The sequence below is a fragment of the Brasilonema bromeliae SPC951 genome (genome assembly GCF_012912135.1).
GTDB classification, from domain to species: Bacteria; Cyanobacteriota; Cyanobacteriia; order Cyanobacteriales; family Nostocaceae; genus Brasilonema; species Brasilonema bromeliae.
Genome location: NZ_QMEB01000091.1, coordinates 1 through 21627, shown reverse-complemented (window position 1 = coordinate 21627; position 21627 = coordinate 1). Strand labels below are relative to the sequence as shown.

At 71.4% G+C, this 21627-nt stretch carries 19 protein-coding genes; 11 read left to right on the top strand and 8 right to left on the bottom strand.

The annotated features are described in order from the left end of the window. Positions 1-58: 58 nt before the first annotated feature. Entirely contained in the window at positions 59-1453 is a 1395-nt protein-coding gene (gene rimO / locus DP116_RS30370) for a 30S ribosomal protein S12 methylthiotransferase RimO (protein ID WP_169155653.1), read from the bottom strand. Then, the gene (locus tag DP116_RS30365) at positions 1450-1710 is read right to left on the bottom strand and encodes a hypothetical protein (protein ID WP_169155652.1); all 261 of its coding nucleotides are present in this window, start codon (positions 1708-1710) and stop codon (positions 1450-1452) included. Before DP116_RS30365 ends, rimO begins: the two co-directional genes overlap by 4 nt. A 264-nt stretch (positions 1711-1974) precedes the next feature. Here DP116_RS30365 and DP116_RS30360 point away from each other — a divergent pair, with 264 nt between their 5' ends. The 5 genes from DP116_RS30360 to DP116_RS30340 all read left to right on the top strand — a co-directional run bounded on the left by DP116_RS30360 (position 1975) and on the right by DP116_RS30340 (position 9608). Beyond that, positions 1975-6288: a beta strand repeat-containing protein gene (locus tag DP116_RS30360; protein ID WP_169155651.1), complete on the top strand. Its 4314-nt coding sequence runs from the start codon at positions 1975-1977 to the stop codon at positions 6286-6288. 222 nt (positions 6289-6510) lie between these two features. Next, on the top strand, positions 6511-6951 hold the full coding sequence (locus DP116_RS30355) for a DUF1810 domain-containing protein (RefSeq protein WP_169155650.1): 441 nt from the start codon (positions 6511-6513) through the stop codon (positions 6949-6951). 144 nt (positions 6952-7095) lie between these two features. Then, positions 7096-7365, top strand: coding sequence for a hypothetical protein (locus DP116_RS30350; protein ID WP_169155649.1), 270 nt, complete (start codon positions 7096-7098; stop codon positions 7363-7365). Between the two features lie 15 nt (positions 7366-7380). Beyond that, positions 7381-8712 carry a response regulator gene (locus DP116_RS30345; RefSeq protein ID WP_169155648.1) on the top strand — a complete coding sequence of 444 codons (1332 nt, stop codon included), beginning with the start codon at positions 7381-7383 and terminating at the stop codon, positions 8710-8712. Continuing rightward, entirely contained in the window at positions 8709-9608 is a 900-nt protein-coding gene (locus DP116_RS30340; RefSeq protein WP_169155647.1) for a DUF58 domain-containing protein, read from the top strand. The genes DP116_RS30345 and DP116_RS30340 overlap by 4 nt, the downstream gene beginning before the upstream one ends. A gap of 44 nt (positions 9609-9652) precedes the next feature. Here the strand turns inward: DP116_RS30340 and DP116_RS30335 are convergent, their stop codons facing one another. Continuing rightward, positions 9653-10966: an outer membrane protein assembly factor BamB family protein gene (locus DP116_RS30335; protein ID WP_169155646.1), complete on the bottom strand. Its 1314-nt coding sequence runs from the start codon at positions 10964-10966 to the stop codon at positions 9653-9655. 60 nt (positions 10967-11026) lie between these two features. On the opposite strand from DP116_RS30335, the gene DP116_RS30330 reads away from it, so the two are divergent. From DP116_RS30330 to DP116_RS30305, 6 genes are all read left to right on the top strand, one after another. Continuing rightward, complete coding sequence (locus DP116_RS30330) at positions 11027-11602, top strand: ATPase (protein ID WP_169155645.1); 576 nt, start codon at positions 11027-11029, stop codon at positions 11600-11602. After that, positions 11595-11837, top strand: a complete 243-nt coding sequence (locus DP116_RS30325) for a hypothetical protein (RefSeq protein ID WP_169155644.1) — start codon at positions 11595-11597, stop codon at positions 11835-11837. The genes DP116_RS30330 and DP116_RS30325 overlap by 8 nt, the downstream gene beginning before the upstream one ends. A gap of 9 nt (positions 11838-11846) precedes the next feature. Beyond that, positions 11847-14027, top strand: a complete 2181-nt coding sequence (locus tag DP116_RS30320) for a vWA domain-containing protein (protein ID WP_169155643.1) — start codon at positions 11847-11849, stop codon at positions 14025-14027. A gap of 95 nt (positions 14028-14122) precedes the next feature. Beyond that, on the top strand, positions 14123-14776 hold the full coding sequence (locus tag DP116_RS30315; protein WP_169155642.1) for a type II restriction-modification system restriction endonuclease: 654 nt from the start codon (positions 14123-14125) through the stop codon (positions 14774-14776). Between the two features lie 339 nt (positions 14777-15115). Continuing rightward, positions 15116-15646, top strand: coding sequence for a hypothetical protein (locus DP116_RS30310; protein WP_169155641.1), 531 nt, complete (start codon positions 15116-15118; stop codon positions 15644-15646). Then, complete coding sequence (locus DP116_RS30305) at positions 15643-16257, top strand: hypothetical protein (protein WP_211173252.1); 615 nt, start codon at positions 15643-15645, stop codon at positions 16255-16257. Before DP116_RS30310 ends, DP116_RS30305 begins: the two co-directional genes overlap by 4 nt. 64 nt (positions 16258-16321) lie before the next feature. On the opposite strand, the gene DP116_RS30300 is transcribed toward DP116_RS30305, so the two are convergent. The 5 genes from DP116_RS30300 to DP116_RS30280 form a co-directional block, all read right to left on the bottom strand. Then, complete coding sequence (locus DP116_RS30300) at positions 16322-17548, bottom strand: glycosyltransferase family 4 protein (protein WP_169155639.1); 1227 nt, start codon at positions 17546-17548, stop codon at positions 16322-16324. Beyond that, entirely contained in the window at positions 17545-18447 is a 903-nt protein-coding gene (locus DP116_RS30295) for an SGNH/GDSL hydrolase family protein (protein WP_169155638.1), read from the bottom strand. The genes DP116_RS30300 and DP116_RS30295 overlap by 4 nt, the downstream gene beginning before the upstream one ends. Before the next feature lie 98 nt (positions 18448-18545). Beyond that, positions 18546-19481 carry a GDP-L-fucose synthase family protein gene (locus DP116_RS30290; protein ID WP_169155637.1) on the bottom strand — a complete coding sequence of 312 codons (936 nt, stop codon included), beginning with the start codon at positions 19479-19481 and terminating at the stop codon, positions 18546-18548. A 34-nt stretch (positions 19482-19515) separates the two neighbouring features. After that, positions 19516-20709: a glycosyltransferase gene (locus DP116_RS30285; RefSeq protein WP_169155636.1), complete on the bottom strand. Its 1194-nt coding sequence runs from the start codon at positions 20707-20709 to the stop codon at positions 19516-19518. A gap of 11 nt (positions 20710-20720) precedes the next feature. Further along, positions 20721-21554, bottom strand: coding sequence for a glycosyltransferase family 4 protein (locus DP116_RS30280; RefSeq protein WP_169155635.1), 834 nt, complete (start codon positions 21552-21554; stop codon positions 20721-20723). Positions 21555-21627: the final 73 nt, after the last annotated feature.

Sequence of the window (21627 nt, the reverse complement as noted above, 5' to 3'; positions counted from 1 at the left end):
TAGACAGGCGTCCGGCCGGACGCAAGAAGAAAGTGAGCGGACGCGGTTAGCCGCGTCGTTAGCGGGGCTTGCCCACCGCCCGGCCGAGCAGGTCGTACCCGTCGGCCGCCGTCACCTTCGCCGTCACCAAGTCGCCGGCCCGCAGCCCCTTGCCCTTCACCCGGATGGCACAGTCGATGTCCGGGGCGTCGGCCGTCGTCCGCCCGGCGAACTGCGTCGGGCTGTCCGCGTCCGGGCCGTCGATCAGCACCGCCAGCTCCTTGCCGACCTGCCCCGCGGCGTGGGCGAAGGCCACCGCCTGCTGGGCCTCCATCAGCGCGTCCCGGCGGGCCAGCTTCACCTCTTCGGGCAGGTGCCCGTCGAGCTTCGCGGAAGACGTGGTCGGCTCGAACGAGTACGGGAAGACGCCGGCCCGCTCGAACTGGAAGTCCCGCACGAAGCTGAGCAACTCGTCGAAGTCGGCGTCCGTCTCGCCCGGGAAGCCGACGATGAAGGTGGTCCGCACGGCGATCCCCGGCACCGCCGCCCGGAGCCGGTGCAGGATGGTTTCGGTGGCCGCCCGGTCCACCCGCCGGACCATCCGCCGCAACACCCGGTCGCTGATGTGCTGGAGCGGGATGTCGATGTACGGCACCAGCTTCTTCGAGCTTCCCATCACCGCCAGCAACTCGTCGGTGACGTGTTCCGGGTAGGCGTACAGCAGCCGCACCCACTCGAGGCCGTCGATGCGGTCCAGCTCGCGGAGCAGGTCGGCGAGGCGGGGTTTGCCGTACAGGTCCATGCCCCAGTAGGTGCTGTCCTGGGCGACCAGGTTCAGCTCGCGGACGCCGTCGGCGGCCAGCTCCCGGGCCTCCGTCAGCACCTGTTCGAGCGGCTTGGTGGCGTGCTTGCCCCGCATCTGCGGGATGGCGCAGTAGGTACACAGGCGGTCGCAGCCCTCGCTGATTTTCAGGTAGGCGAAGTGCCGCGGGGTGATGCGGAGGCGGTCGGTGTCCGGCAGTGCCCGGGCCGGAGCCGGCGGGAATAGGTCGAGGCCGGTGAGCGTCTTCCGCTTGGCGGCGACGCCGGCGACGGCGGCGGCGATCTCCTCCCGGCCGAACACCCCCAGCACCTGATCCACGCCCGGCAACTCGGCGATCAGCCCTTCGCGGTTCCGCTCGGCCAGGCAGCCGGCGACGATCACCCCGCCGATGCGACCCTGTTTCTTGAGTTCGAGCATCTCGCGGATGACGGCCATCGACTCCTGGCGGGCCGGCTCGATGAACCCGCAGGTGTTGACGACCACCACGTCGGCCCCGTCGGCGTCCGGCTGGAGGGCGTACCCGTCCTGGGCCAGCTTGCCGAGCATCCGCTCGGAGTCGACGGTGTTTTTCGGGCAGCCGAGGCTGACGAACGAGAACGACCCGGCCGGCTTGGCGGGGGCGTCGGCGGCGAGCGGGAGCGAGCGGGTCACGCGGCGGAGTCCTGGGGCTGGGCCGGGGCGGGGGTGTCGAGTTGGGTGGCGCTTGCGACGACCGACAGCCCGATGGCAATCACCCGGTCGGCGAACTCGCCGTCCGGGTTGTCCCGGACGGACAGGAAGGCGTCCCGGCGGGTGAGCAGAAGCATTTCGGGGTGTCGGATGTCATACGTCGTCCCGTTAACCAGCGTGATGCGGAACGGGCGGAACGGCACAGCTTTGACGAAGGTGTTGAGCGCTTCGGGGGTCACGGTGAGCCTCGGGCGGGTGACACTTCAACCCCCATCCTAACGGCCGGCGGGGGCGGGTCAACCGGCCGGCAAAACCCCGGCGGGGGGTGAATCGTCAGGACTGGTGGGCCGGTCAGCCGGCGCCGCCGGCGGAACCGCTACGCCCGCCGCCGCTTCCCCGGACTGGTGCCGCCGGCCCCCTTGCTGGCACGGGTCAGCGGGCGCACAATCGGGATGCACCGCACACTCCCCCGCCGGACACCCCGGCCGGCCAGGGCACACTTTATGTCGTCGCACCGCCGCCTGACCGCCCGCCGCCTCGACCTGCTCGGGCTGGAAACCCGCGACGTGCCGGCGGTGTACATCTGCACGGTCGATCCGGCCGTCTCCCCCGCCGCCGCCAACGCCGAGCTGCGGTCCTATGTGGCCGCCGCCAGCGCGGACGACGCGGCCGACACCATCCGGCTGTTCGCCGGCGGCACCTACGTGTTCAACGACGCCGCCGTGGGCGGCAGCGCCCTCGGGCCGCTGGTGCCGGCCACCGCGGTGAAGGTGACGACCCCGCTCATCACCCTGGACGGCAACGGGGCCACCCTCCGCCGGTCCGGGGTGGCCGGCACCCCGGCCTTCCGGTTCCTCGACATCCGCGGCACCACCGACGGGTACGGCCGGGTGGTGGTCAACAACCTGACGTTGGACGGCGGGGCGTCCGACACCGGCGGGGCGGTGCGGGTGCAGAACGCCCCGGTGTCGTTCGACAACGTGCGGATCCTGAACAGCACGGCCTCCGAGTACGGCGGGGCGGTGGCCTTCGCCGACACCCTGACCGTCACCTGGCAGAGTCAGTTCACCAACAGCTATTTCGACACCAACACGGCCACGCAGGGGGGCGGGGCGGTGGCCCTGTCGAGCGGTGGCAGCGGGTCGTTCGGGGTGGCCAACAGCGTCACCTACGCCTTCAGCCAGTCCCAGTTCACCAACAACAAGGCGGCGTCCGGGGACGGCGGCGGGCTGCTCGCCCGGGACGACGACTTCTTCGTCAGCGGCAGCACGTTCAGCGGCAACACGGCCGGCGGCCGGGGTGGCGGGTTGTTCTCCTCGGCCGACCTGGACAAGGCGGCTGGCGGAAACAACCTGTCGGACGCCGGCGACACGGTCGGCAGCATCATCAACAGCACGTTCGACGGAAACACGGCCAACACCGGCGGCGGCATCGGGGTGGACGGCGGCTGGCTGGACGTGCGGATTTTCAACTCGACGGTGACGCGGAACGTGGCCCTGTCGAGCGGGGCCGGCGGCATCCACTGGCAGCAGTCCACCGCCAACATCTTCGAGCTGTCCGGCAACACCTCGCTGGACGTGCGGCCGGGGAGCAAGTTCACCCGGGTGGAACTGGGCAACACGGTGGTGGCCGAGAACACCACGGCCGGCAAGGCCGAGTTCGCCGACCTCCGCGGGTGGTTCTTCAACACCACCGCGGCCGCCCGCAACACGCTCCGGCTGACCGGGTACACGGCCCGGCCGCAGCCGGGCAACGTGGTCGGGGTGCTGGACACCGGGGCCACCCTGTTCAACACCAGCGCGGCCGTGACGGTCGCCGCCAACGGCACCTCGACGACGCCGCTGGTGCCCGGGCTGGGGGCGCTGGCCGACCACGGCGGCGGGCTGCTCACCCGGGTGCCGCAGGCGGGCAGCGTGCTGATCGACATCACCAACACCGGCGGGTACACCGAGCTGCAGTCCCTGCCGGGGGTGGCGACCAACCTGGACGAGCGGGGCAGCGGGTTCGCCCGCCGGGCCGGGTTCACCCTGGACGCCGGGGCCGTCGAGGTGCAGAACCCCGGCACCTTCCTGGTGGTGCCGGCCCTGCCCGGGCAGTTCGGCCCGCCCCAGCAGGTGACGGCCCCGAACAGCCTGTTCCCGCAGCCCATCACGGTGTCCGCCCAGGACGAGTACGGGCTGCCGGTGACGACGCAGAAGGTGGAACTCCAGTTCAACCCGGTCGGGTCCGGGGTGGGGGCCACCTTCCCGCTCGGCAGCAAGCTGGTGATCAACCCGGACGCCCCGGCGACGGCCGGCAGCGGCTCCGGGTTCGTGTACCTGGCGGCCCGGCCGGTGGTCGGCACGTTCACCCAGACGGCCAGCTTCGGCGGCCAGCAGCTCGGGTTCCGGCTGTACGTCCGGCCGGGGCTGGGGTCGAGCGACGTGATCCGCCCGACCCTGCCCGCGGACGGGTCGGTGCCGGCCCAGTTCCAGGCGGTGGTGGGCACCGACTACGCCCCGCTGAGCGTGACCGTCCGGGACTCGTCCGGCACCCCGCTGGCCGGGGCGACCGTCACCTTTACGGTGGTGCTGCCGGCCGGCGGCAAGGGGAGCGACAACCCGTTCGCCGTGCCGGCGGTGTCGGCCAGCGGGTCGTTCACCGCCGGCGGCGACCCGGCCGTGGTGAGCCAACTGGCGACCGTCACGAGCGACGCGAGCGGGGTGGCCACCATCACCCTGAAGGCCGGGACGAAGGCCGGGCTGGTGACGGTGCTGGTGTCGGCCACGGCCACCAACACGAACGGGCTGCTGCAGGTGGCGGCCAACGACACGGTGACGCTGCAGAACCTGCCGGACGTGGCCAGCCGGGTGTCGCCGGCCCTGCCGGACGCGGACGGCAACGAGCAGTCGGGCAACGGCCAGTTGGTCCGCATCCTGTCGGCCCCGGCCAAGCCGCTCGTGTTCCTGGTGAGCGACCAGTACCTGAACCCGCGGCCGGGGGTGACGGTCACGCTGAACGACCTCGATACGGGTCGGCTGGCCGGGCTGGCGAATGACGGGGTGACGGCGGTGAGCGACGCCGACGGGCGGGCCACCTTCTCGGCGGCGACGGGCAACGCGGCCGTCGCCAACGCCCAGGTGGAGGCGGCCCCGTACACCGTGCGGGCGTCGGCCGGTGAGCTGGTGGCCGACGTGCAACTGACCAACGTGCCGGGGCTGCCGGCCGGCCTCGCCATCCTGGACGGGAACAACCAGTCGGCCCCGGTGAGCGACAGCCGGGTGGCGGTGGGCGAGTCGAACCAGTTCCCGAGCCTGCTGCGGGTGCGGGTGACGGACGCCGGCGGCAACCCGGTGCCGGCCGGCACGGTCATCAGCTTCACCGGGGTGGGCATCCGGTTCGAGTCGGCCCGGGTGCCGACCGGGGACGACGGGGTGGCCGAGGTGCGGGTGGCCCCGAGCGAGCAGGCCGGCACGTTCACGGCGACCGCCCTGGCCGACACCGGGGCGTCGGCCACCTTCACCCTGACGGCCACCGCCGGGCTGCCGACCAGCGTGGCCGTGATCGCCGGCGACGCCCAGACGGCCCGGGCCGGGGCGACTCTCTCCCCGGTGCGGGTGCAGGTGCTGGACCAGTACCAGAACCCGGTGCCGGGCGTGGCCGTGACCGTCGCCGGCGGCGGCGGCACCTTCACCTCCACCCTCACCGGGGCGGACGGCCGCAGCACCGTGACGGTCGTCGCCGGGGCGGTAGCCGGGCAGTACACGGCGAGCGCCTCGGTCGGGTCGCTGACGGCCGGGTTCGGCTTCACCGTGACCGGCATCCCGGTGGACCTGGACAACCCGCCGCCGGTCGTCGGGCTGCCGTCGCTCACCGCCGTCGGCTTGGGCGACGGCATCGCCAGCCGGGTGACGGTGTACAACCCGGACGGCAGCGTGCGGACGCAGTTCACCCCGTTCGACCCGGGCTTCCTCGGCGGCACCCGGGCGGCCGTCGCCCGCGACCCCCGCGGCAACCGCGTCGTGGTGGTGCCCGGCCCCGGCCGGTTCCCGGACGCCCGGGTGTTCAGCGCCGACGACGGCACCGAGGTGGCCACCTTCCAGCCGTTCGAGGTGGGCTTCACCGGCGGCCTGTTCGTGGCCTCGGCCGACATCGACCGGGACGGGTACGAGGACTACGTGTTCAGCGCCGACGTGGGCGGCGGCCCGCGGGTGAAGATCACCAGCGGCAAGACCGGGGCCACCCTGCAAGACTTCTTCGGCATCGAGGACACGAACTTCCGCGGCGGCGCCCGGGTGGCGGTGGGCGACGTGAACGGGGACGGCACGCCGGACCTGATCGTGGCGGCCGGCGTCGGCGGCGGGCCGCGGGTGGCGGTGTACGACGGCACGACGGTGATCGGCGTGCGGAACACCCCGCGGCGGCTGGTGGGCGACTTCTTCGCCTTCGAGCAGGCTCTGCGGAACGGGGCGTATGTGGCCGCCGGCGACGTGGACGGAGACGGCAAGGCCGAGGTGGTGCTGGGCGGCGGCCCGGGCGGCGGTCCGCGGGTGCGGGTGCTGAGCGGGGCCGACCTGCTGAACAACCGTCAGACGGCTGTCAGCGACTTCTTCGCCGGCCCACAAACCGACCGCGGCGGGGTGAAGGTGACGGTGCGGGACCTGAGCGGGCAGACCGGCACGACCGGGGCCAAGAGCGACCTCGTGGCGGCCAGCGGCAGCGGCGACGGCAGCCGGGTGACGGTTTACCTGGGCAGCCAACTGCGGCCGGGCCAGCCGCCGGCGGCCCGCGGGTTCGACGACCTGAGCGGGTTCCGCGGCGGCGTGTTCGTGGGGTGACGATTCGGGCGAAAGCCCACCCGTTGCAACGGGTGGGCTTTGGGGCTGTTAGAGCGGCTCCCGAGCCGCTGTAGCTGCTGATGGAACCCGGAGCGTGAGCGACGGGGTGGCCCCCGGGGTGTAGTGACAGCCCCCCACCCCGGGGGCCACCCCGTCGCTCACGCTCCGGGTTCCACCAGACGCCACACCCACTCGGCAGCCGCTCGAACCGGGAGCAACGCCATGACTGCCGACCCGCACGACCTGGATCGGTTCGTCCGCGCCCAGGCGGACGTGTACGCCACCGCCCTCGCGGAAATACGGGCCGGCGACAAGCAGTCGCACTGGATGTGGTTCGTCTTCCCGCAGTTCGCCGGGCTGGGCGTCAGCCCGATGTCCCAGCGGTACGCCATCCGCAGCCGGGCGGAGGCGACCGCCTACCTCGCCCACCCGGTGCTGGGGCCGCGGCTGATCGAGTGCGCCACGGCCGCCCTCGGGGTGGCCGACCGCTCCGCCGAGGACATCTTCGGCCGCACCGACGCCCTCAAGTTGAAGTCGTCGGCCACGCTGTTCGCGGCCGTCTCGCCGCCCGGGTCGGTGTTCGAGCAGCTACTCGACCACTTCTTCGCCGGCGACCATTGCGACATCACGCGGACCCGGCTGGCCCGATCGGATCGCCAGTAGTGGATGCGTCGCCTCTCCCGTCGCCGGTCGTGAGTGTTTCGTGTGATGCGCAACGGTTTGCCCACCGCCCGGTGGCGGGCAGGGCTACACCATCGGGTGTCCCGCGGGTGACAAACCGCCGGGCGGCCCGACCGTCGGTGACACATGCTCGACCTGCCCGCCCGCCTGTTCGCCACCGACGGGTTCGTGCCCCGCTGGGCGTGCGGCCTCTGGACCCCCTTCCACGGCTGGCTCCACGTCCTGTCCGACTGCGGTATCGCCGCCGCCTACTTCGCCATCCCGTGCCTGCTGGCGTACTTCGTCCTCCGCCGGCGGGACGTGCCGTTCCTGCCGGTGTTCTGGCTGTTCGCCGCCTTCGTGCTGAGCTGCGGCGTCGGCCACGCCATCGAGGCGACGCTCTTCTGGCACCCGTGATACCGCCTGTCCGGGGTGGTCAAGCTCGTCACCGCGGTCGCCTCCTGGGCGACCGTGCTGGCCCTCGTCCCGTCGCTGCCGCGGGCGCTTTCCCTGCCGGGGCTGGCGGCCGTCAACGCCCAACTGCGGGAGGAGATCGCCCGCCGCGAGCAGGCCGAGTACGAGCGGCGGGAGCTGGAGCGGCACATGCTCCAGGCCCAGAAGATGGAGAGCCTGGGGCTGCTCGCCGGCGGCATCGCCCACGACTTCAACAACATCCTGACCGGGGTGATGGGGTACATCGACTTGGCCCGGGCCGAGTTGCCGGCCGACGCCCCGGCCCGCCGGCTGCTGACCGAGGCCGCCCGCAACACCGAGCGGGCGGCCGACCTCACCCGCCAGATGCTCGCCTACTCCGGCAAGGGGCGGTTCGTCGTCACCGCCGTGGACCTGACCGCCCTCACCCTGGCGGCCAAGTCGCTGCTGGAGGTGTCGGTGTCGAAGAAGTGTCGGCTCGGGTTCGATCTACAAGCTGGCCTGCCGGCGTGTCAGGCCGACGCCACCCAGCTCGAACAGGTGCTGATGAATCTGGTCATCAACGGGTCGGAGGCGCTGGGCGGGGCCGCCGGGGAGGTGACGGTTCGCACCGGGGCAGGGTGGTTCGAGCCGGCCGAGCTGCGGTCGGCCGGGGTCCACGACCGGCTGCCGGCCGGCGAGTACGTCTGGCTGGAGGTGGCCGACACCGGCGGCGGCATGTCGGCCGAGACGGCAGGCAAGATGTTCGACCCGTTCTTCAGCACCAAGTTCGTCGGCCGGGGTCTGGGGCTGGCGGCCGTGCTGGGCATCGTCCGCGGGCACCGCGGGGCGATCACCGTGGACACCGCCCCCGGCCGAGGTACCCGGGTGCGGGTGCTACTGCCGGCGGTGGCGGGGCCGGACCTGCCGACCCCCGCCCCGGCGGCGGCGGCCGGCTGGCGGGCGACCGGCACGGTACTGGTGGCCGACGACGAGCCGGTGGTGCGGCAGGTGGCGGCCGGCATGTTGGAGCGGCTCGGGTTCCGAGTGGTGCTGGCGGCCGACGGCCGGGAGGCGGTGGCGGCCGTCCGGGCCGGCGGCGTCGATCTGGTGCTGCTCGACCTGCTCATGCCTGTGATGGACGGCCGGGAGGCGCTGCGGGACATCCGGGCGGCGGCCCCGGGGCTGCCGGTCCTCCTGTCGAGCGGGTACGACGAGCAGCAGGCGGCCGACGCCGACGGGCTGGCCGGGTTCGACGGGTTTGTGCGGAAGCCGTACCGGCTGCACCACTTCGTGACCGAGCTGCGGCGGGTCTACGAGCGGCGGCCGGCCGGCGGTACAATCCCCACATGACCCACGCCGAGCAGTACCTCCGGCCGGAAGTGATCCAGCAGGTGAGCCGGCTCGACCTGCGGGCCAAGTTCATCGTCCGCGGGTTCCTCAGCGGGCTGCACGGGTCGCCGTTCCAGGGGGCCAGCGTCGAGTTCGCCGAGCACCGGGTGTACACCCCCGGCGACGACGTCAAAGACCTCGACTGGAACGTGTACGCCAAGACCGGCCGGCACTACGTCAAGCGGTTCAAGGCCGAGACCAACATGACCGGCCACCTCGTCCTCGACCTGTCCGGGTCGATGGGGTACACCTACCGCCAAGCGCTCACCAAGTTCGACTACGGCGTGTGTTTGGCCGCAGCGCTGGGCTACCTGATGGTCCACCAGCAAGACCCGGTCGGCCTCGTCACCTTCGACACCAAGATTCGCACGGTGCTGCCGCCGAAGGCCAAGCGGTCGCAGATCGGGTCGCTCTTGAGCGTGCTGGCCAACAGCAAGCCGGCCGGCGAGACGGACGCCGCCGGGGCACTGACGCAGCTCGCCGGCCTCATCCGCGGCCGGGGGCTGGTGATGCTGTTCAGCGACCTGCTCACCGAGATCGACCCGCTGGTGAAGAGTCTGTACCGGCTGCGGCACGCCGGCCACGAGGTCATCCTGTTCCACATCCTCGACGAAGCCGAGGTCCACTTCCCGTTCCAGGGGCGGATCGAGTTCGAGGACGTGGAGACGCCGGCGAAGTTGGAGGTGGACGCCCGCGGCATCCGCGACGACTACCTGAGCGGCCTGGGCGAGTACCGGGCGCAGCTCAAGCGGGAGTGCGGGGCGGCCGACGTGGACTATGTGCCGATGGACACCAGCGTCGGCTTTGATGTGGCGCTGCTGGAGTACCTACACCAGCGGACGCGGCGGTTCGGGTAACGCCCCAAAGCCCACCCACGATCATGGGTGGGCTTTGGCCCCCATCACTTCCCTAGCTCCACGCAGATCAGCTCCTTGTCGTTGCGGATGTACGCCCGCTTGTTGGCGAACGCCGGCATACTCCACACCACCTTACGGCCGAACGCCGCCCCGGTCGGCTCGATCACCTTCGCCCGGTCGATCTCCTCATACCCCTTCGGCGACAGCCTGCACAGAATCAGCTCCCCGAGGTCGTTGAACAGGATGTAGTGGTCGCCGGCCCGGACCACGAAGGCGGTGCCGTTGGCCGGGGCCGGGGCTTCGGCCGCCGCCAGCGGGGCGGTGGTGGTCCACAGCCGGTCGCCGGTCGGAATGGCCACGGCCATCAGCTCGCCGCTCTGGTGCAGCCCGTACACGGTGGTGCCGTCGGCGATCGGCTGGACGTTCACCGGCGACAGGGCCATCCGCAGTTTGTCCTTCCACACCACCTCGACCCCCGGCTTGTCGGCGAGCAGTTTGAGGAGCAGGTTCTTGTTGTCGTAGCCGGCCACCAGCAGGTAGTCACCGACCCGCACCGGGGTCATGATGATCGACCCGCTGGTGGCGGCGTAAGGGGTGGTCCACAGCCGTTTGCCGGTGGCCGGGTCGAGGCCAACCACCGCCGCCGGCCCGGCCACAATCATCTGCCGCACCCCGCCGGCGTCGGTCAGCAGCGGCGGGGCGTACCCCTGGCCCTTCGAGGTCTGGCTCCGCCAGATTTCCTTGCCGGTGTCTTTGTTCAAAGCGACGACGTGGCTGCCCTCGCCGCCGGCCAGCACAATCAGTCGGTCGCCGTCCAGCAGCGGGTGGGCGGCGTACCCCCACAGGTCGCTGGTGGTCTTGTAGGCGTCCTTCAGCTCCACCTGCCACTTGATCGCGCCCGAGTTCACGTCGCAGGCCAGCAAGTGCCCCTCGGCCCCGAGGAAGTAGACGAGTGACCCGGCGACCAGCGGGGTGCAGCGCGGCCCGGCCGGGTAGCTGATGGCGTACTTGACCGGGAACGACTGCTTCCACAGCTCCTTGCCGGTGGCCGCGTCGAACGCCAGGAACGACTCGGTGCCGTCGGTCGGCTTGCGGTTGAAGTTGCCGTCTTCGGGCAGCGGCTTGGGGCTGGCGTAGTCGGCCAGAAACACCTTGCCGCCGACCACCGCCGGCCCGGCGTACCCGCTGGCGACGGGGGTTCGCCACACCACCTTCGGCCCGCCGGCCGGGAACTTATCCACGAGACCGGTTTCCCGCCAGACGTTGTCCCGCTGCGGCCCCATCCACTGCGGCCAGTCGTCGGCCCGGAGGGACGGGGCAAGCGTGAGGGCGAGCGCGGAGGCAAGGAGGCGGGTCATGGGACATCCCGAGCGAGAAACGGGCCGGACGATGGGGTATGTTAGTCGCGGGGGTGCGACATGCCGCGGGTAGCGATTGTGGCCGGGATCAACGGGGCCGGCAAGACCACCGCCTCACAGCGGGTGCTGCGAGACCTGCTGCAGATGCCGTGCTTCGTGAACGCCGACGCCCTCGCGCGAGGACTCAACGGGTTCAACCCCGAGTCCGAGGCCGCGAAGGCTGGCCGGCTGATGCTTGACCACCTGCACGAGCTGGCCACCGCCGGCAAGGACTTCTCGTTCGAGACGACGCTGTCCGGCCGGGCCTACGCCCCGTGGCTGCGTGACTTGCGGGCTAATGGCTACGAAGTGTATCTTTACTACTACTGGCTCCGCAGTCCGGAGCTGGCCGTCGAGCGCGTCGCCAACCGGGTGCGGTCGGGCGGGCATCACATCCCGGAGCCGACGATCCGCCAGCGGTACGCCAAGAGCATCCGCAACTTCTTCGACCTGTTCCGCCAACAGGCCGACTACTGGGAAGTGTGCAACAACTCGAACGGCCGGGCGGTGCTGTTCGCGCTCGGCAACCCGACCGAGGAGTTGGTCGTTGACGAAACCCTTTGGGCCGCCTTCCACCGGAGCGGACAACATGGCTGACGCCGCCTTAAGCCCGAGCCTGGCTTCCATCATCGCCCGACGGCCGGCTACCGAGCGGGCACACTATCTCGCCACCCGCGACGCCCTGCTCGAACACGCCCGCATGGGGCGGTCGGTGTCCGAATGGCGGGACGGCCAGATCGTGTCCGTATCGCCGGCCGAAATCTTCGCCCGCTACGGCCTGGACGAGTTCGGCCGCCCCCCCGCCGCTCCTGCGACGGACGCCGCCCCGTAACATGCCGGTATGCACCCCATCCTCCTGGCCGGCGTGGCCCTCGTCGGCCTGCCGGTCCTCCTGCACCTCATCCTCAAGCAGGAGCCGAAGCGGCTGCCGTTCCCCGCCCTCCGGTTCCTCCAGCAGAAGAAGAAGGTCAGCCAGCGGAAGCTGCGGCTCAAGCAGCTGCTGCTGCTCGCCCTCCGCTGCCTGCTCGTCGCCCTGTTCGCCCTCGCCCTCTACCAGCCCCGGCTCTCCGGCTCCGGCCTCGCCGGCCTGGCCGACGAGCAGCCGGTGGCCTGCGTGCTGCTCGTCGACACCAGCCCGAGCATGGGCTACCAGATCGCCGGCGTCACCCGCCTGGCCGACGCCCGCAAGCGTGCCCTGGAACTGCTGGACGAACTCCCCGCCGGCAGCAAGGTGGCCGTCCTCGACCCGGCCGACCCGGCGGTGCAGTGGGAGCCGACCGCCGGCGACGCCCGCCGCCGGCTGGAGAGTTTGCTCGACCCGCACGGCGGCGGCCCGCCGCTCACCACCGGCCTGACCGCCGCCTACCAACTGCTCCGCACCGCCGACGAAGATCAACCCGAGCCGCTGCCCAAGCTGGTGGCCGTATTCACCGACCGGGCGGTGGCCTGCTGGCCCGCTGACCGCACAGCCGACCTGAAGTCGCTGGCCGCCCAACTGCCGCCGCCCGGGGTCAGCCATCTGGTGTTCGACGTGGGCACCGACGGCCCGGCCAACGTGTCCGTCCTCGACCTCGTCGCCAAGCCGGCGAGCGGGCCGGCCGGGCAGCCGGTGACGCTCACCGCCACGCTCAAATCCGTCGGCGGGGACGTGGACGCCGAGGCCGCCCTGAGCCTGGACGACGGCCCGCCGCAACCGCAGGCGGTGCGGCTCGTCGCCGGCCAGCCGACGGCCGTGCGGTTCGCCCTCACCGACTTACCGAAGGGACTGCACCAAGCCAAAGTGACGGTTCGCGACGACGCCCTGGCCGCCGACAACGTCCGCCACGTGACGTTCAAGGTGGGCGACGCCCGCACCATCCTGACCGTCTGCGACGACCCGGCCGCCGCCAACCTCTGGGCGCTCGCCCACGAGGCGAAGGGCGAGTTCAACGTGGTGGTGACGACGCCGGACGAGGCGAAAGACTTCAGCCGCTACGAGTTCGTCACCCTGCTCGGGCTGGCCGACCCGGGCAAACCGCTCGCCGACGGCAAAAGCCTCTGGGACCGCCTCCAGCCGTACCTCGCCGCCGGCGGCAAACTGCTGGTCGTTCTCGGCGGCGAGGGCATCAACCCGGCCGGCTACGACCGCCCGTTCCTGCCGGGCAAGCTCACCCGGCTGGTGGACAGCACCCGCCAGCCAGCCCCAACTCCGGGCGAGCGGGACCGCCGGCTAGGAGCCGTCTGGGTGCTGGACGAGGCGGCCGAGCGGCAGCCGCTCCTGGCCCCGTTCAAGGACTGGGAGCGGGCGGGGGTGGGGTTCATCAAAGACCCGCGGAAGACGGTCAAGTACTGGGCCGCCGACGCCCCGGGCGAGAACGTGGTGGTGCGGTACGACGACGCCGACCGCACCCCGGCGGTGCTGGAGAAGACGTTGCCCGGCGGCGGCCGGGTGGTGCTGCTCACCACCCGCCTCGACGGCCTGGCCAGCGACCCGGCCGACAAGTGGAACGACAACTGGACGCTGGACGGCACCGACTGGCCGACCGTCTGGCCGCACCGGCTGGCGGTGCATCTGGCCGGGGCCAGCGGCGAGGCGACCTTCACCTACCCGACCGGTCAGCCGGTGACGCTGACGCTGCCGAAGGGCGGGCTGCCGAAGGGCACCAAGCTGACGCTGGAGGGGCCGGGGGTGAACGGCCCGGACGCCACGCAGCCGGTGGCCGACGGCCAGACCGAGTGGCGGCTGCCGCCGCCGATGTCGCTCACCGCCGGCAGCTACCGGCTGCGGGCCGGCGACTGGCAGGACGGGTTCAGTCTGAACCCGCCGGCCGACGAGTTCGACCTGACCAAAGTGCCGGCCGAGCGGATCGAAGAGGCGACCGGCCCGGGGAGCGTGGTGCCGGTGGGCAAGGCGGTGACGCTGCGGGAGGTGCTGGACCGCAAGCTGGGGGGCGAGCTGAACCTGTTCCCGTACTTGCTAATCGGCGTGCTGCTGCTGTTCGCCGGCGAGGGGCTGCTGGCCAACCGCTTCTACCGGCGGTGACGAGGATTACTGGGTCTGGTTGGATGCCGCGGTCAGCTCCGCCTCGTCACGACTGCACTGAAGAGATACATTTATGTTGACCGTTGAGAACGTGTGTGAACCCGCCGCTGACTCTGGATGGCCTACTCGCTGAGGCCACCGGTTTCGCCGCAGCATACTCCCAAGTTGCCTTCCCCGAACTGTACGGCGTGGACAACGGCAAGACGGTTGGCACCCACCTCGAACAGACGTTCATCCGGCAACTGCTGGCCACCTACGGTTTTCCGCCCGGCAATGCCGCGAAGGGCATCGACCTCCCGCATCTCGATGTCGATTTCAAGACGACCAGCCTGAAGCAACCCCAGTCGTCCTGCCCGTTCCGGTCGGCCCGACAGAAGGTCTACGGCCTCGGCTACTCCTTGTTGGTGTTCGTCTACCGGAAAGCAGACGACCCGGTTGCGAAGACGGCGCGCCTGACCGTCGCTCATGCGGTCTTCGTGGAGCGCACCTATACGGCCGACTACCAAACAACAACCGGCTTGTTGAAACTGCCGGCGAATCATGCCAACAAGGACGATCTGCCGGCCTTTTTCGCCGAGCGCATGCTGCCGCTCGACGAGATTGGGGCGTCCGACTTGGCGGACGAGGTGCTACGGACGCCACCACTTGTCGGCTATCTCACCATCTCGAACGCGCTCCAATGGCGGCTGCAATACTCCCGCGTCATCGAGCAAGCGGGCACTGTGCCCGGCCTCCGACGGTTTGTCTGACCGTGCCGACCAGTTCCGCCGAATTTGGCGACTACCAGACGCCGGACGGACTCGTGACCGAGGTCTATCGGCTGCTGGTCACAGCCGGAGTAGGGCCGAAAATGGTGATCGAGCCGACCTGCGGCAGCGGGAACTTACTCGCGGCTGCCGCTGGCGCATTTCCGAACGCCGCATGTGTGTCCGTGGCAGACATAAACTCGGCATATGTCGATGCAGCCGTTGCGCCGCTGGCAGCCGATCGACGGGTGTCTGTCCGCCGTGCCGACTTCTTCACCGAAGACTGGTCGCGGGTGATTGCGGCTGGCCCTGATCCAGTATTGGTGGTCGGCACCCCCCTGGGTGACATCTGCCGACGTTGGAAAGTGGTCCGGCACCAACGTGCCGCAGAAGTCAAACTTCGACCGCAAGGCGGGGCTTGCGGCCAAGACTGGCGGCAGCAACTTCGACATCGCAGAGTGGATGCTGCAGTTGCTCCGACCGCTCTCTCAACGGTCCGGGTGGCTGGCCGTTCTGTACAAGCGATCCGTTGCCCGCAAGCTGCTCGCCCGGTTCTGGGCCGACGGCGTTCGGTTCGAGGCGGCCGACCTGTATCTGATTGACGCCAAGCGGTGGTTCGGCGCATCCGTCGAGGCCGGGCTACTGGTGGTACGGTGCGGGCCAGCGACGGGGGCGATGAGTTGCACCGAACATGCGAGGTTGGCCACTAGCCCACAGGGCGCCTTCGGCTGGCGTGACGGCAAGTTGGTGGCCGACGCGGCGGCTTACGACCGCTGGCACCACTTGGACACCGGCCGGACGTGGGGCTGCTGTCGGGTGTTAAACACGACTGCGCGGCTGTGTTCGAGCTGCGCGAGTCGGGTAGCGCTTTGACCGACGCTGCCGGGCAGGTGGTCCATATCGAACTGTCGGCCGTTTATCCGTTGCTCAAAAGTTCAGACTTGGCGCGTGGACGGTTGGCGACCCGTCGCCGGATGCTAGTCACCCAGACCTCTCTAGACGCCGACCCGGAGCAGTTGCGGGGGACGGCCCCTGCCGCTTGGGCATACCTCGAATCGGCAGCCGATCGGTTGGCCGCGCGACGTAGCTCCATCTACCGAGGCCGCCACCGATTCGCGCAGTTCGGCGTAGGGCCGTACACGTTCATCGACTGGAAGGTGGCCGTCTCGGGGCTGTATAAGCAGGTACAGTTCCAAGTCATCGGCCCCTTTCACGGACAGCCGGTCGTGTTCGACGACACCTGTTACTTCCTTCCGTGTCCGTCCGAGGACACGGCCTCTCGCGTCGGCCACCTACTCGATTCCACACCGGCCCGCGGGTACTTGCGCGCTTTCATGTTCTCGGACGCGAAGCGGCCGATCACGGCTGCACTGCTGTCCCGACTCGACTTAGATGCGGTCGCGCGTTACTTGGGCGAGCAGCCGACCGGCCTCCAGCCGAGCGGTTGGTCTGCCGACACCGCAAGTATAAGCTTGCTCGACTGAATCGCCGTATGGTTAGGGGCAATTAGCCAAGTCAGTATGGAATGGGAGAAGTGACAAGATTAGGTCAGCCCGGCGGCAGCAGTTGCCGGAGTTCGGCGTCCCAGCGGGCGAGTTGGGCCTGGCGGGAGAAGTGGTGGTGGTAGACGGCGTGGCAGCGACGCCGGAGACTGGCCAGCCGTCCCGGGTCGGCGGCCAGCGCCCGCAAATCGTCGGCGACCGCCCCGGCCGTGGCCGGGGTCAGCACCCAGCCGACCTGATGCTCCTCGATCCAGCGGGCGATGGCGCTGTCCGGCGGGCCGGCGTACACCACCCCCCGGCCAGTCGCCAGCGCCCCGAAGAACTTGCTCGGCACCACCGTCCCGGCCCACTCCGGCCGCAGGCTGACTAGGTGCAGGTCGCACGCCCCGAGCCGCCTCTCGAGTTCGCCCTCCGGGGCGAACCCGGCGAAGCTCACGTTGGTGTCGTCCGGCCGCACCGCGGCCTTCAACTCGTCCATACGGTTGCCGCGGCCGGCGAAGCACAGGCGGACGGGCGTGTCCCGCAGCCGGCGGGCCAGGTCGAGGAACTCGGCGTGGCTGTGGGCGCGGCCGAAGTTGCCGCTGTACAAGAGGCCGAGGGCGGCGTCGCCGAACAGGTCGCGGCGGGTGGCCGGGTCGGGTTCGACCGGGGCCGGCGGCTCGACCAGCGCCCACGGCGTCAGGGTGACGGCCCGGCCGGGCGAGCCGTAGGCGGCCAGCCGCTCTCTCATGCACGGGCCGAGGTCGGCGAGCAGCTTGCACCGGCGGTACGCCTGGGCCAGCACCGCTTTCAGCCCCCGCACCGCCGGTGACCGCTCGCCCACCATGCCGTCGGCGACGGGGGCTTCCGGGTACAGGTCGTGACACCAGTGGGCGACGGCCGTGCGGCGCCGCCACAGCCCCCACGGCAGGGCCGCCAGCACCCCCAGCACCGGGTCGGTGCCGACCACCACCACCTCCCGCTTGCGGCTCGGGAGGGCGGCGGCGGTCAGCCCCCAGGCGGCGATCATCCAGCCGGCGTTGAGCAGCCGGCCGCGGTTGCTGGCCTGCTTGAACCGCGGTCGCCACACCCGCCGGATGTCGACGCCGTGCCAGCGTTCGCGGGCTGGTCGGGTGACGACCTCGTCCCGGCAGCCGCGGTTGCACGGCACGGCGGTCACGTCCCAGCCGCGGGCCACCAGCCCGTCGGCCAGCTCGCCGAACAGCCGGGCGCTGATCACGTCGTCCGGCTGGAAGTAGTGGTACAGGAGGACGGCGTGCGGGCGGTCGGTCATGGGAGGGCGAGGGCCAGGCGGTCGGCCACCGCCCGGTTGCCGGCCGGGTTGAGGTGGACCTCGTCGCGGTAAAAGGAGACGGCGTCCGGGCGGGTGGCCCACTCGGACCGCAGGTTGACCACCGGCACCACGAGTTGCCGGCAGCGGTCAAGAAAGGTGGTTCGCCGCGACTCGTCGGCCGGGTTCGGCAGGGCTGCTCCGGTCACTTCGTCGCGGTTCGGGGTGTGGAGGACGAGCGGCTGGCCGCCAGCCTCCCGGGTCTGCCGCACCATGTCGGCCAGCCGGGCAAGGTTGTCGGCCAGGGAGGCGTCGGCGGGTCGCTCGGGCGGCGGCGGCAGGGCCGGCTCGGCCACGTTGCCGACCAGCCGCGGGCGAACGTAGCGGGTGAAGAGTTCGATCAGGGCGGCCGGCGGGTTACGGTCCGGGTGGGTGTCGGCCACGCCGACGACGGCCCCGGTGGACGGCTCCTGGGTCAGGTCGTGGGTGCCGATCTGGAGGACCACCCAGCGGCTGCCGAAGGTGCCGAACCGGCGGAGGTAGGCGGCCTCGTTGCCCAGCCCCCACGACCCGGCCGAGGCGTTGAGAACTTCCACCGGGCCGTCGCGGTGGGTCTCCCGCAGCCGGGCGGCGAGCAGTTCGGGGTAGGTCTCGGCTTGGTCCGTGAGGGTGCCGCCGAACGTCACCGAGTCGCCGACGCACAGCACCCGCAGGGTGCCGGCCGGCGGCCGCGGCTCGACCGGCCCGGTCCGCTGGTGGTAGCCGTTGATCACCACTCGCCGGCCGAACCGCGTGAGCCGCTGGTCCGGCTGGAAAAGGTAGCCGATCTCCGGGTCGGCCTGGAGCAGCGCCGGGCGGCCGAGGCCCAGCCCCCACCGCAGCCCGGCCTCGCTCGCCACCATCAGCCCCACTACCGCTAGCAGCCCGCGGACCAGCCACCGCCGACGCGGCCGGCGACCGACCGACGACAACCCGCCCCGTGGCGGGTACGGGGTGTCCGTCACCGGTTGGCCTCGTACCAGGCGATGGTCTCCATCAGGCCGGTGCGGAAGTCGGTGGACGCCGTCCAGCCGAACCGCTCGGCGGCGCGAGTGGTGTCCAGGCAGCGGCGGGGCTGGCCGTCCGGCTTGGTCGGATCCCACCGCAGCTCGCCGTCGAACCGGCACAGCTCGCACACCAGTTCCGTCAGCGCCTTGATGGTGATCTCCCGGCCGCTACCCAGGTTGACCGCGTCCGGGTGGTCGTACCGGTCGGCGGCGGTGGCGATGCCGTCGGCCGCGTCCCGGACGAACAGGAACTCCCGGCTGGCCGTGCCGGTGCCCCACACGTCAATGTGTTTGCGGCCCGCCTCCCGGGCGTCCACCACCTTCTTGATGAGCGCCGGGATGACGTGGCTGGACGCCGGGTCGAAGTTGTCGCCGGGGCCGTACAGGTTGACCGGCAGGAGGGTGACGCCGGCGAACCCGTACTGCTGGCGGTACGCCTGGGCCTGCACCAGCAGCGCCTTCTTGGCAACGCCGTAGGGGGCGTTGGTCTCCTCCGGGTAGCCGTCCCAGAGGGCGTCCTCCTTGAACGGCACCGGGGTGAACTTGGGGTACGAGCAGATGGTGCCGACCGTCACCATCTTCTGCACCCCCCGCTTGCGGGCCTCCTCCATGAGCAGGATGCCCATGACGGCGTTCTCGTAGAAGTACCGGCCGGGGTTCTCGCGGTTGGCCCCGATGCCGCCGACCACCGCCGCCAAGTGGACGATCACCTGCGGCTTGAGGTCGTCGAGCAGCTTGCGAACCTGACCCTGTTCGGTCAGGTCGTACTCGGCCTTGCGGGGGGTGGCGACGTGGGCCGGGCCGAAGTCGGCCAGCCGCCGCACCACCTGCGACCCCAGGAACCCGGCCCCCCCGGTGACGACGACCCGCTTGCCGGCCAGATGACTCATGACTGCCACTCTCGGAGAGGTTGACTCGACTGTTCTATTCGCCGCCGGTGACGGGCGGGCGGGCGGCCACCGCCCGCAGCACCGCCCGCCCCACCAGCCCCGGCCGGCGGGCCGGGGTGGCCGCCGCCACCGCCGCCGACAGGCCGGCGGCGAACCGCTCCGGCCCCCACTCGGCCACCAGTTGACGGCCTGCCTGTCCCAAGCTCCGGCGGTCCGGGTGGCGGTGCAGCTCGACCAGGGCCGCGCCCAGCGCGGCCGAGTCGGTCGGGGCGAACGCCCAGCCGGTCCGCCCGGGCTGCACCAAGTCGGCCGTCGCCCCGCAGCGGTCGGACGCCACCACCGGCACCCCGGCCGCCGCCGCCTCGTTGATCACCAGCCCCCACTGCTCCACTAGGCTGGCGTGGACGAACCCCTCGGCCAGTCCGTAGTACGCCGGCAGGGCGTCGTACCCGCGGAACCCGGGCAGGTGGACGACGCCGGCCAGTCCCAGCTCGCCACGACGCGCCTCTAGCTCCGGCCGTCCGGCTCCGTCGCCCAGCACCACCAGCTCCCACGCCCCCGGGCCGACGGCGGCGCGGTAGGCGGCGTACCCGGCGAGCAGACCTGGCAGGTTCTTTTTCGGGATGAACCGGGCCGACGCCAACAGGTAGGCCGGCGGCAGCCCGAGCCGGGTCCGTGCCCCGGGGTTGGTCCGGGCGGCGTCGGCCCCGGCAGCGTAGTGGGCGTTGTCCACCGCGTCGTAGCCGAGGAAGATGCGGTCGGCCGGCACCCCCAGGTCGCGGGCGTACTCGGCGTGCCGGGTGCCGCCGCACAGGGCCGCCCCGCACAGCCCGACCAGCCGCCGCTTCACCCACTCCTTGACCGGCGACCGGGCGAAGTCGTCCCGTTGGCTCTCGCTCGTCACCACTCGGGGCACGTCGCGGGCGACCGCCCAACGCAGGGCGGCCAGGCTGTACGCCGCCGCCCACCCCTGGGCCAGCACCACGGAACACCGCTCGGCGGCGAGAGCGTTTTCAACCGCCCGACCCAAATCGGCGGCCGGCAGGTCGGCGAAGAACCGGTCCGGGAACAGGGTGACGGTGCGGTAGGCCGGCGGCCGGTCGCCGCGGTGGGCGAACTCGGCGAACAGCCCCTTGCCGCCGACCACCACCACCGTCACGTCGGCCTCGCCCCGCTCGGCGTAGGCCTGGATGCGGGCGTGGTGGTAGTGGCCGAGGTCCGGCAGCACCCAGCAGAGCCTCACGCCTGCGCCCCGTCGAACACCGCCGCCAGCTCGCGGCCGTACCGGTCCAGGGTCAGCCCGGCCACCCGCTCCCGGGCCGCCGCCCCGAGGGCGTGTCGGCAGTCCGGGTCGGCGGCCAGCTCGGCGATGCGGCGAGCAAACCCGTCCACGTCGCCCGGGGCCAGCACGAACCCGTCCACCCCGTCCCGCACCGGGCTGCCGCTGTTCGGGGTGGTGAGGACCGGCAGTCCGGTGGCCATCGCCTCGATCACCGCCCCGGCCGAACCCTCGCAGGTACTCGGGAACAGGAACAGGTCGAACCCGGCCAACCGGCCCGGCACCTCGGACCGTGGCAGCGGGCCAGTTAGCTCCACTTCACCTTTGTGGGCGGCCACGGCGGCGGCCTTCAGATACACCCGGCCGACCATGACGAACCGCACTTCGGTCGGCCGAAAGCGGCGGGCCACGGTGAACACCGTCGGCGCGTTCTTGCGGAGGTTCACCTGCCCGACGAACCCGACGGTGAGCGGCCCGGTCCGGCCCCGCCGGTCTACATACTCGAACGGCCCGACCTCGGCCGGGTACGGCACCAGGGCCACCCGGTCGGCCGACACCCCCTGCCCCACCAGCCCGTGCCGGACGTACTCCGACGGCGCCCCCAGCCGGTCGGCCGCCGCCCAGGTGGCCTCCTCGAACCGCCGTAGCCGGTCGTAGGTGCGGCGGTCCGGCTTGTCCTCCCAGCCCGGCCAAGCTTCGTGTTGCCGTTCGGCCTCGGCCCACTCGACGGCGGCCGGGGCAATCATCTGCTCGCCGACGGTGATGAGGCCGGCACGGCGGGCGACCCGGAACAACGTCGGGTGGACGTTGCGGACGCAGCCGTACAGCCCGCCGTGCCGGCCTCATCACCGTCGGCGAGCAGATGAT

Coding starts and splice junctions, on each gene's coding strand:
- DP116_RS30360 (WP_169155651.1), top strand. CDS start 1,975: ATGTCGTCGCACCGCCGCCTGACCGCCCGCCGCCTCGACCTGCTCGGG.
- DP116_RS30355 (WP_169155650.1), top strand. CDS start 6,511: ATGACTGCCGACCCGCACGACCTGGATCGGTTCGTCCGCGCCCAGGCG.
- DP116_RS30350 (WP_169155649.1), top strand. CDS start 7,096: ATGCTCGACCTGCCCGCCCGCCTGTTCGCCACCGACGGGTTCGTGCCC.
- DP116_RS30340 (WP_169155647.1), top strand. CDS start 8,709: ATGACCCACGCCGAGCAGTACCTCCGGCCGGAAGTGATCCAGCAGGTG.
- DP116_RS30335 (WP_169155646.1), bottom strand. CDS start 10,966: ATGACCCGCCTCCTTGCCTCCGCGCTCGCCCTCACGCTTGCCCCGTCC.
- DP116_RS30330 (WP_169155645.1), top strand. CDS start 11,027: ATGCCGCGGGTAGCGATTGTGGCCGGGATCAACGGGGCCGGCAAGACC.
- DP116_RS30325 (WP_169155644.1), top strand. CDS start 11,595: ATGGCTGACGCCGCCTTAAGCCCGAGCCTGGCTTCCATCATCGCCCGA.
- DP116_RS30320 (WP_169155643.1), top strand. CDS start 11,847: ATGCACCCCATCCTCCTGGCCGGCGTGGCCCTCGTCGGCCTGCCGGTC.
- DP116_RS30300 (WP_169155639.1), bottom strand. CDS start 17,548: ATGACCGACCGCCCGCACGCCGTCCTCCTGTACCACTACTTCCAGCCG.
- DP116_RS30295 (WP_169155638.1), bottom strand. CDS start 18,447: ATGGTGGCGAGCGAGGCCGGGCTGCGGTGGGGGCTGGGCCTCGGCCGC.
- DP116_RS30290 (WP_169155637.1), bottom strand. CDS start 19,481: ATGAGTCATCTGGCCGGCAAGCGGGTCGTCGTCACCGGGGGGGCCGGG.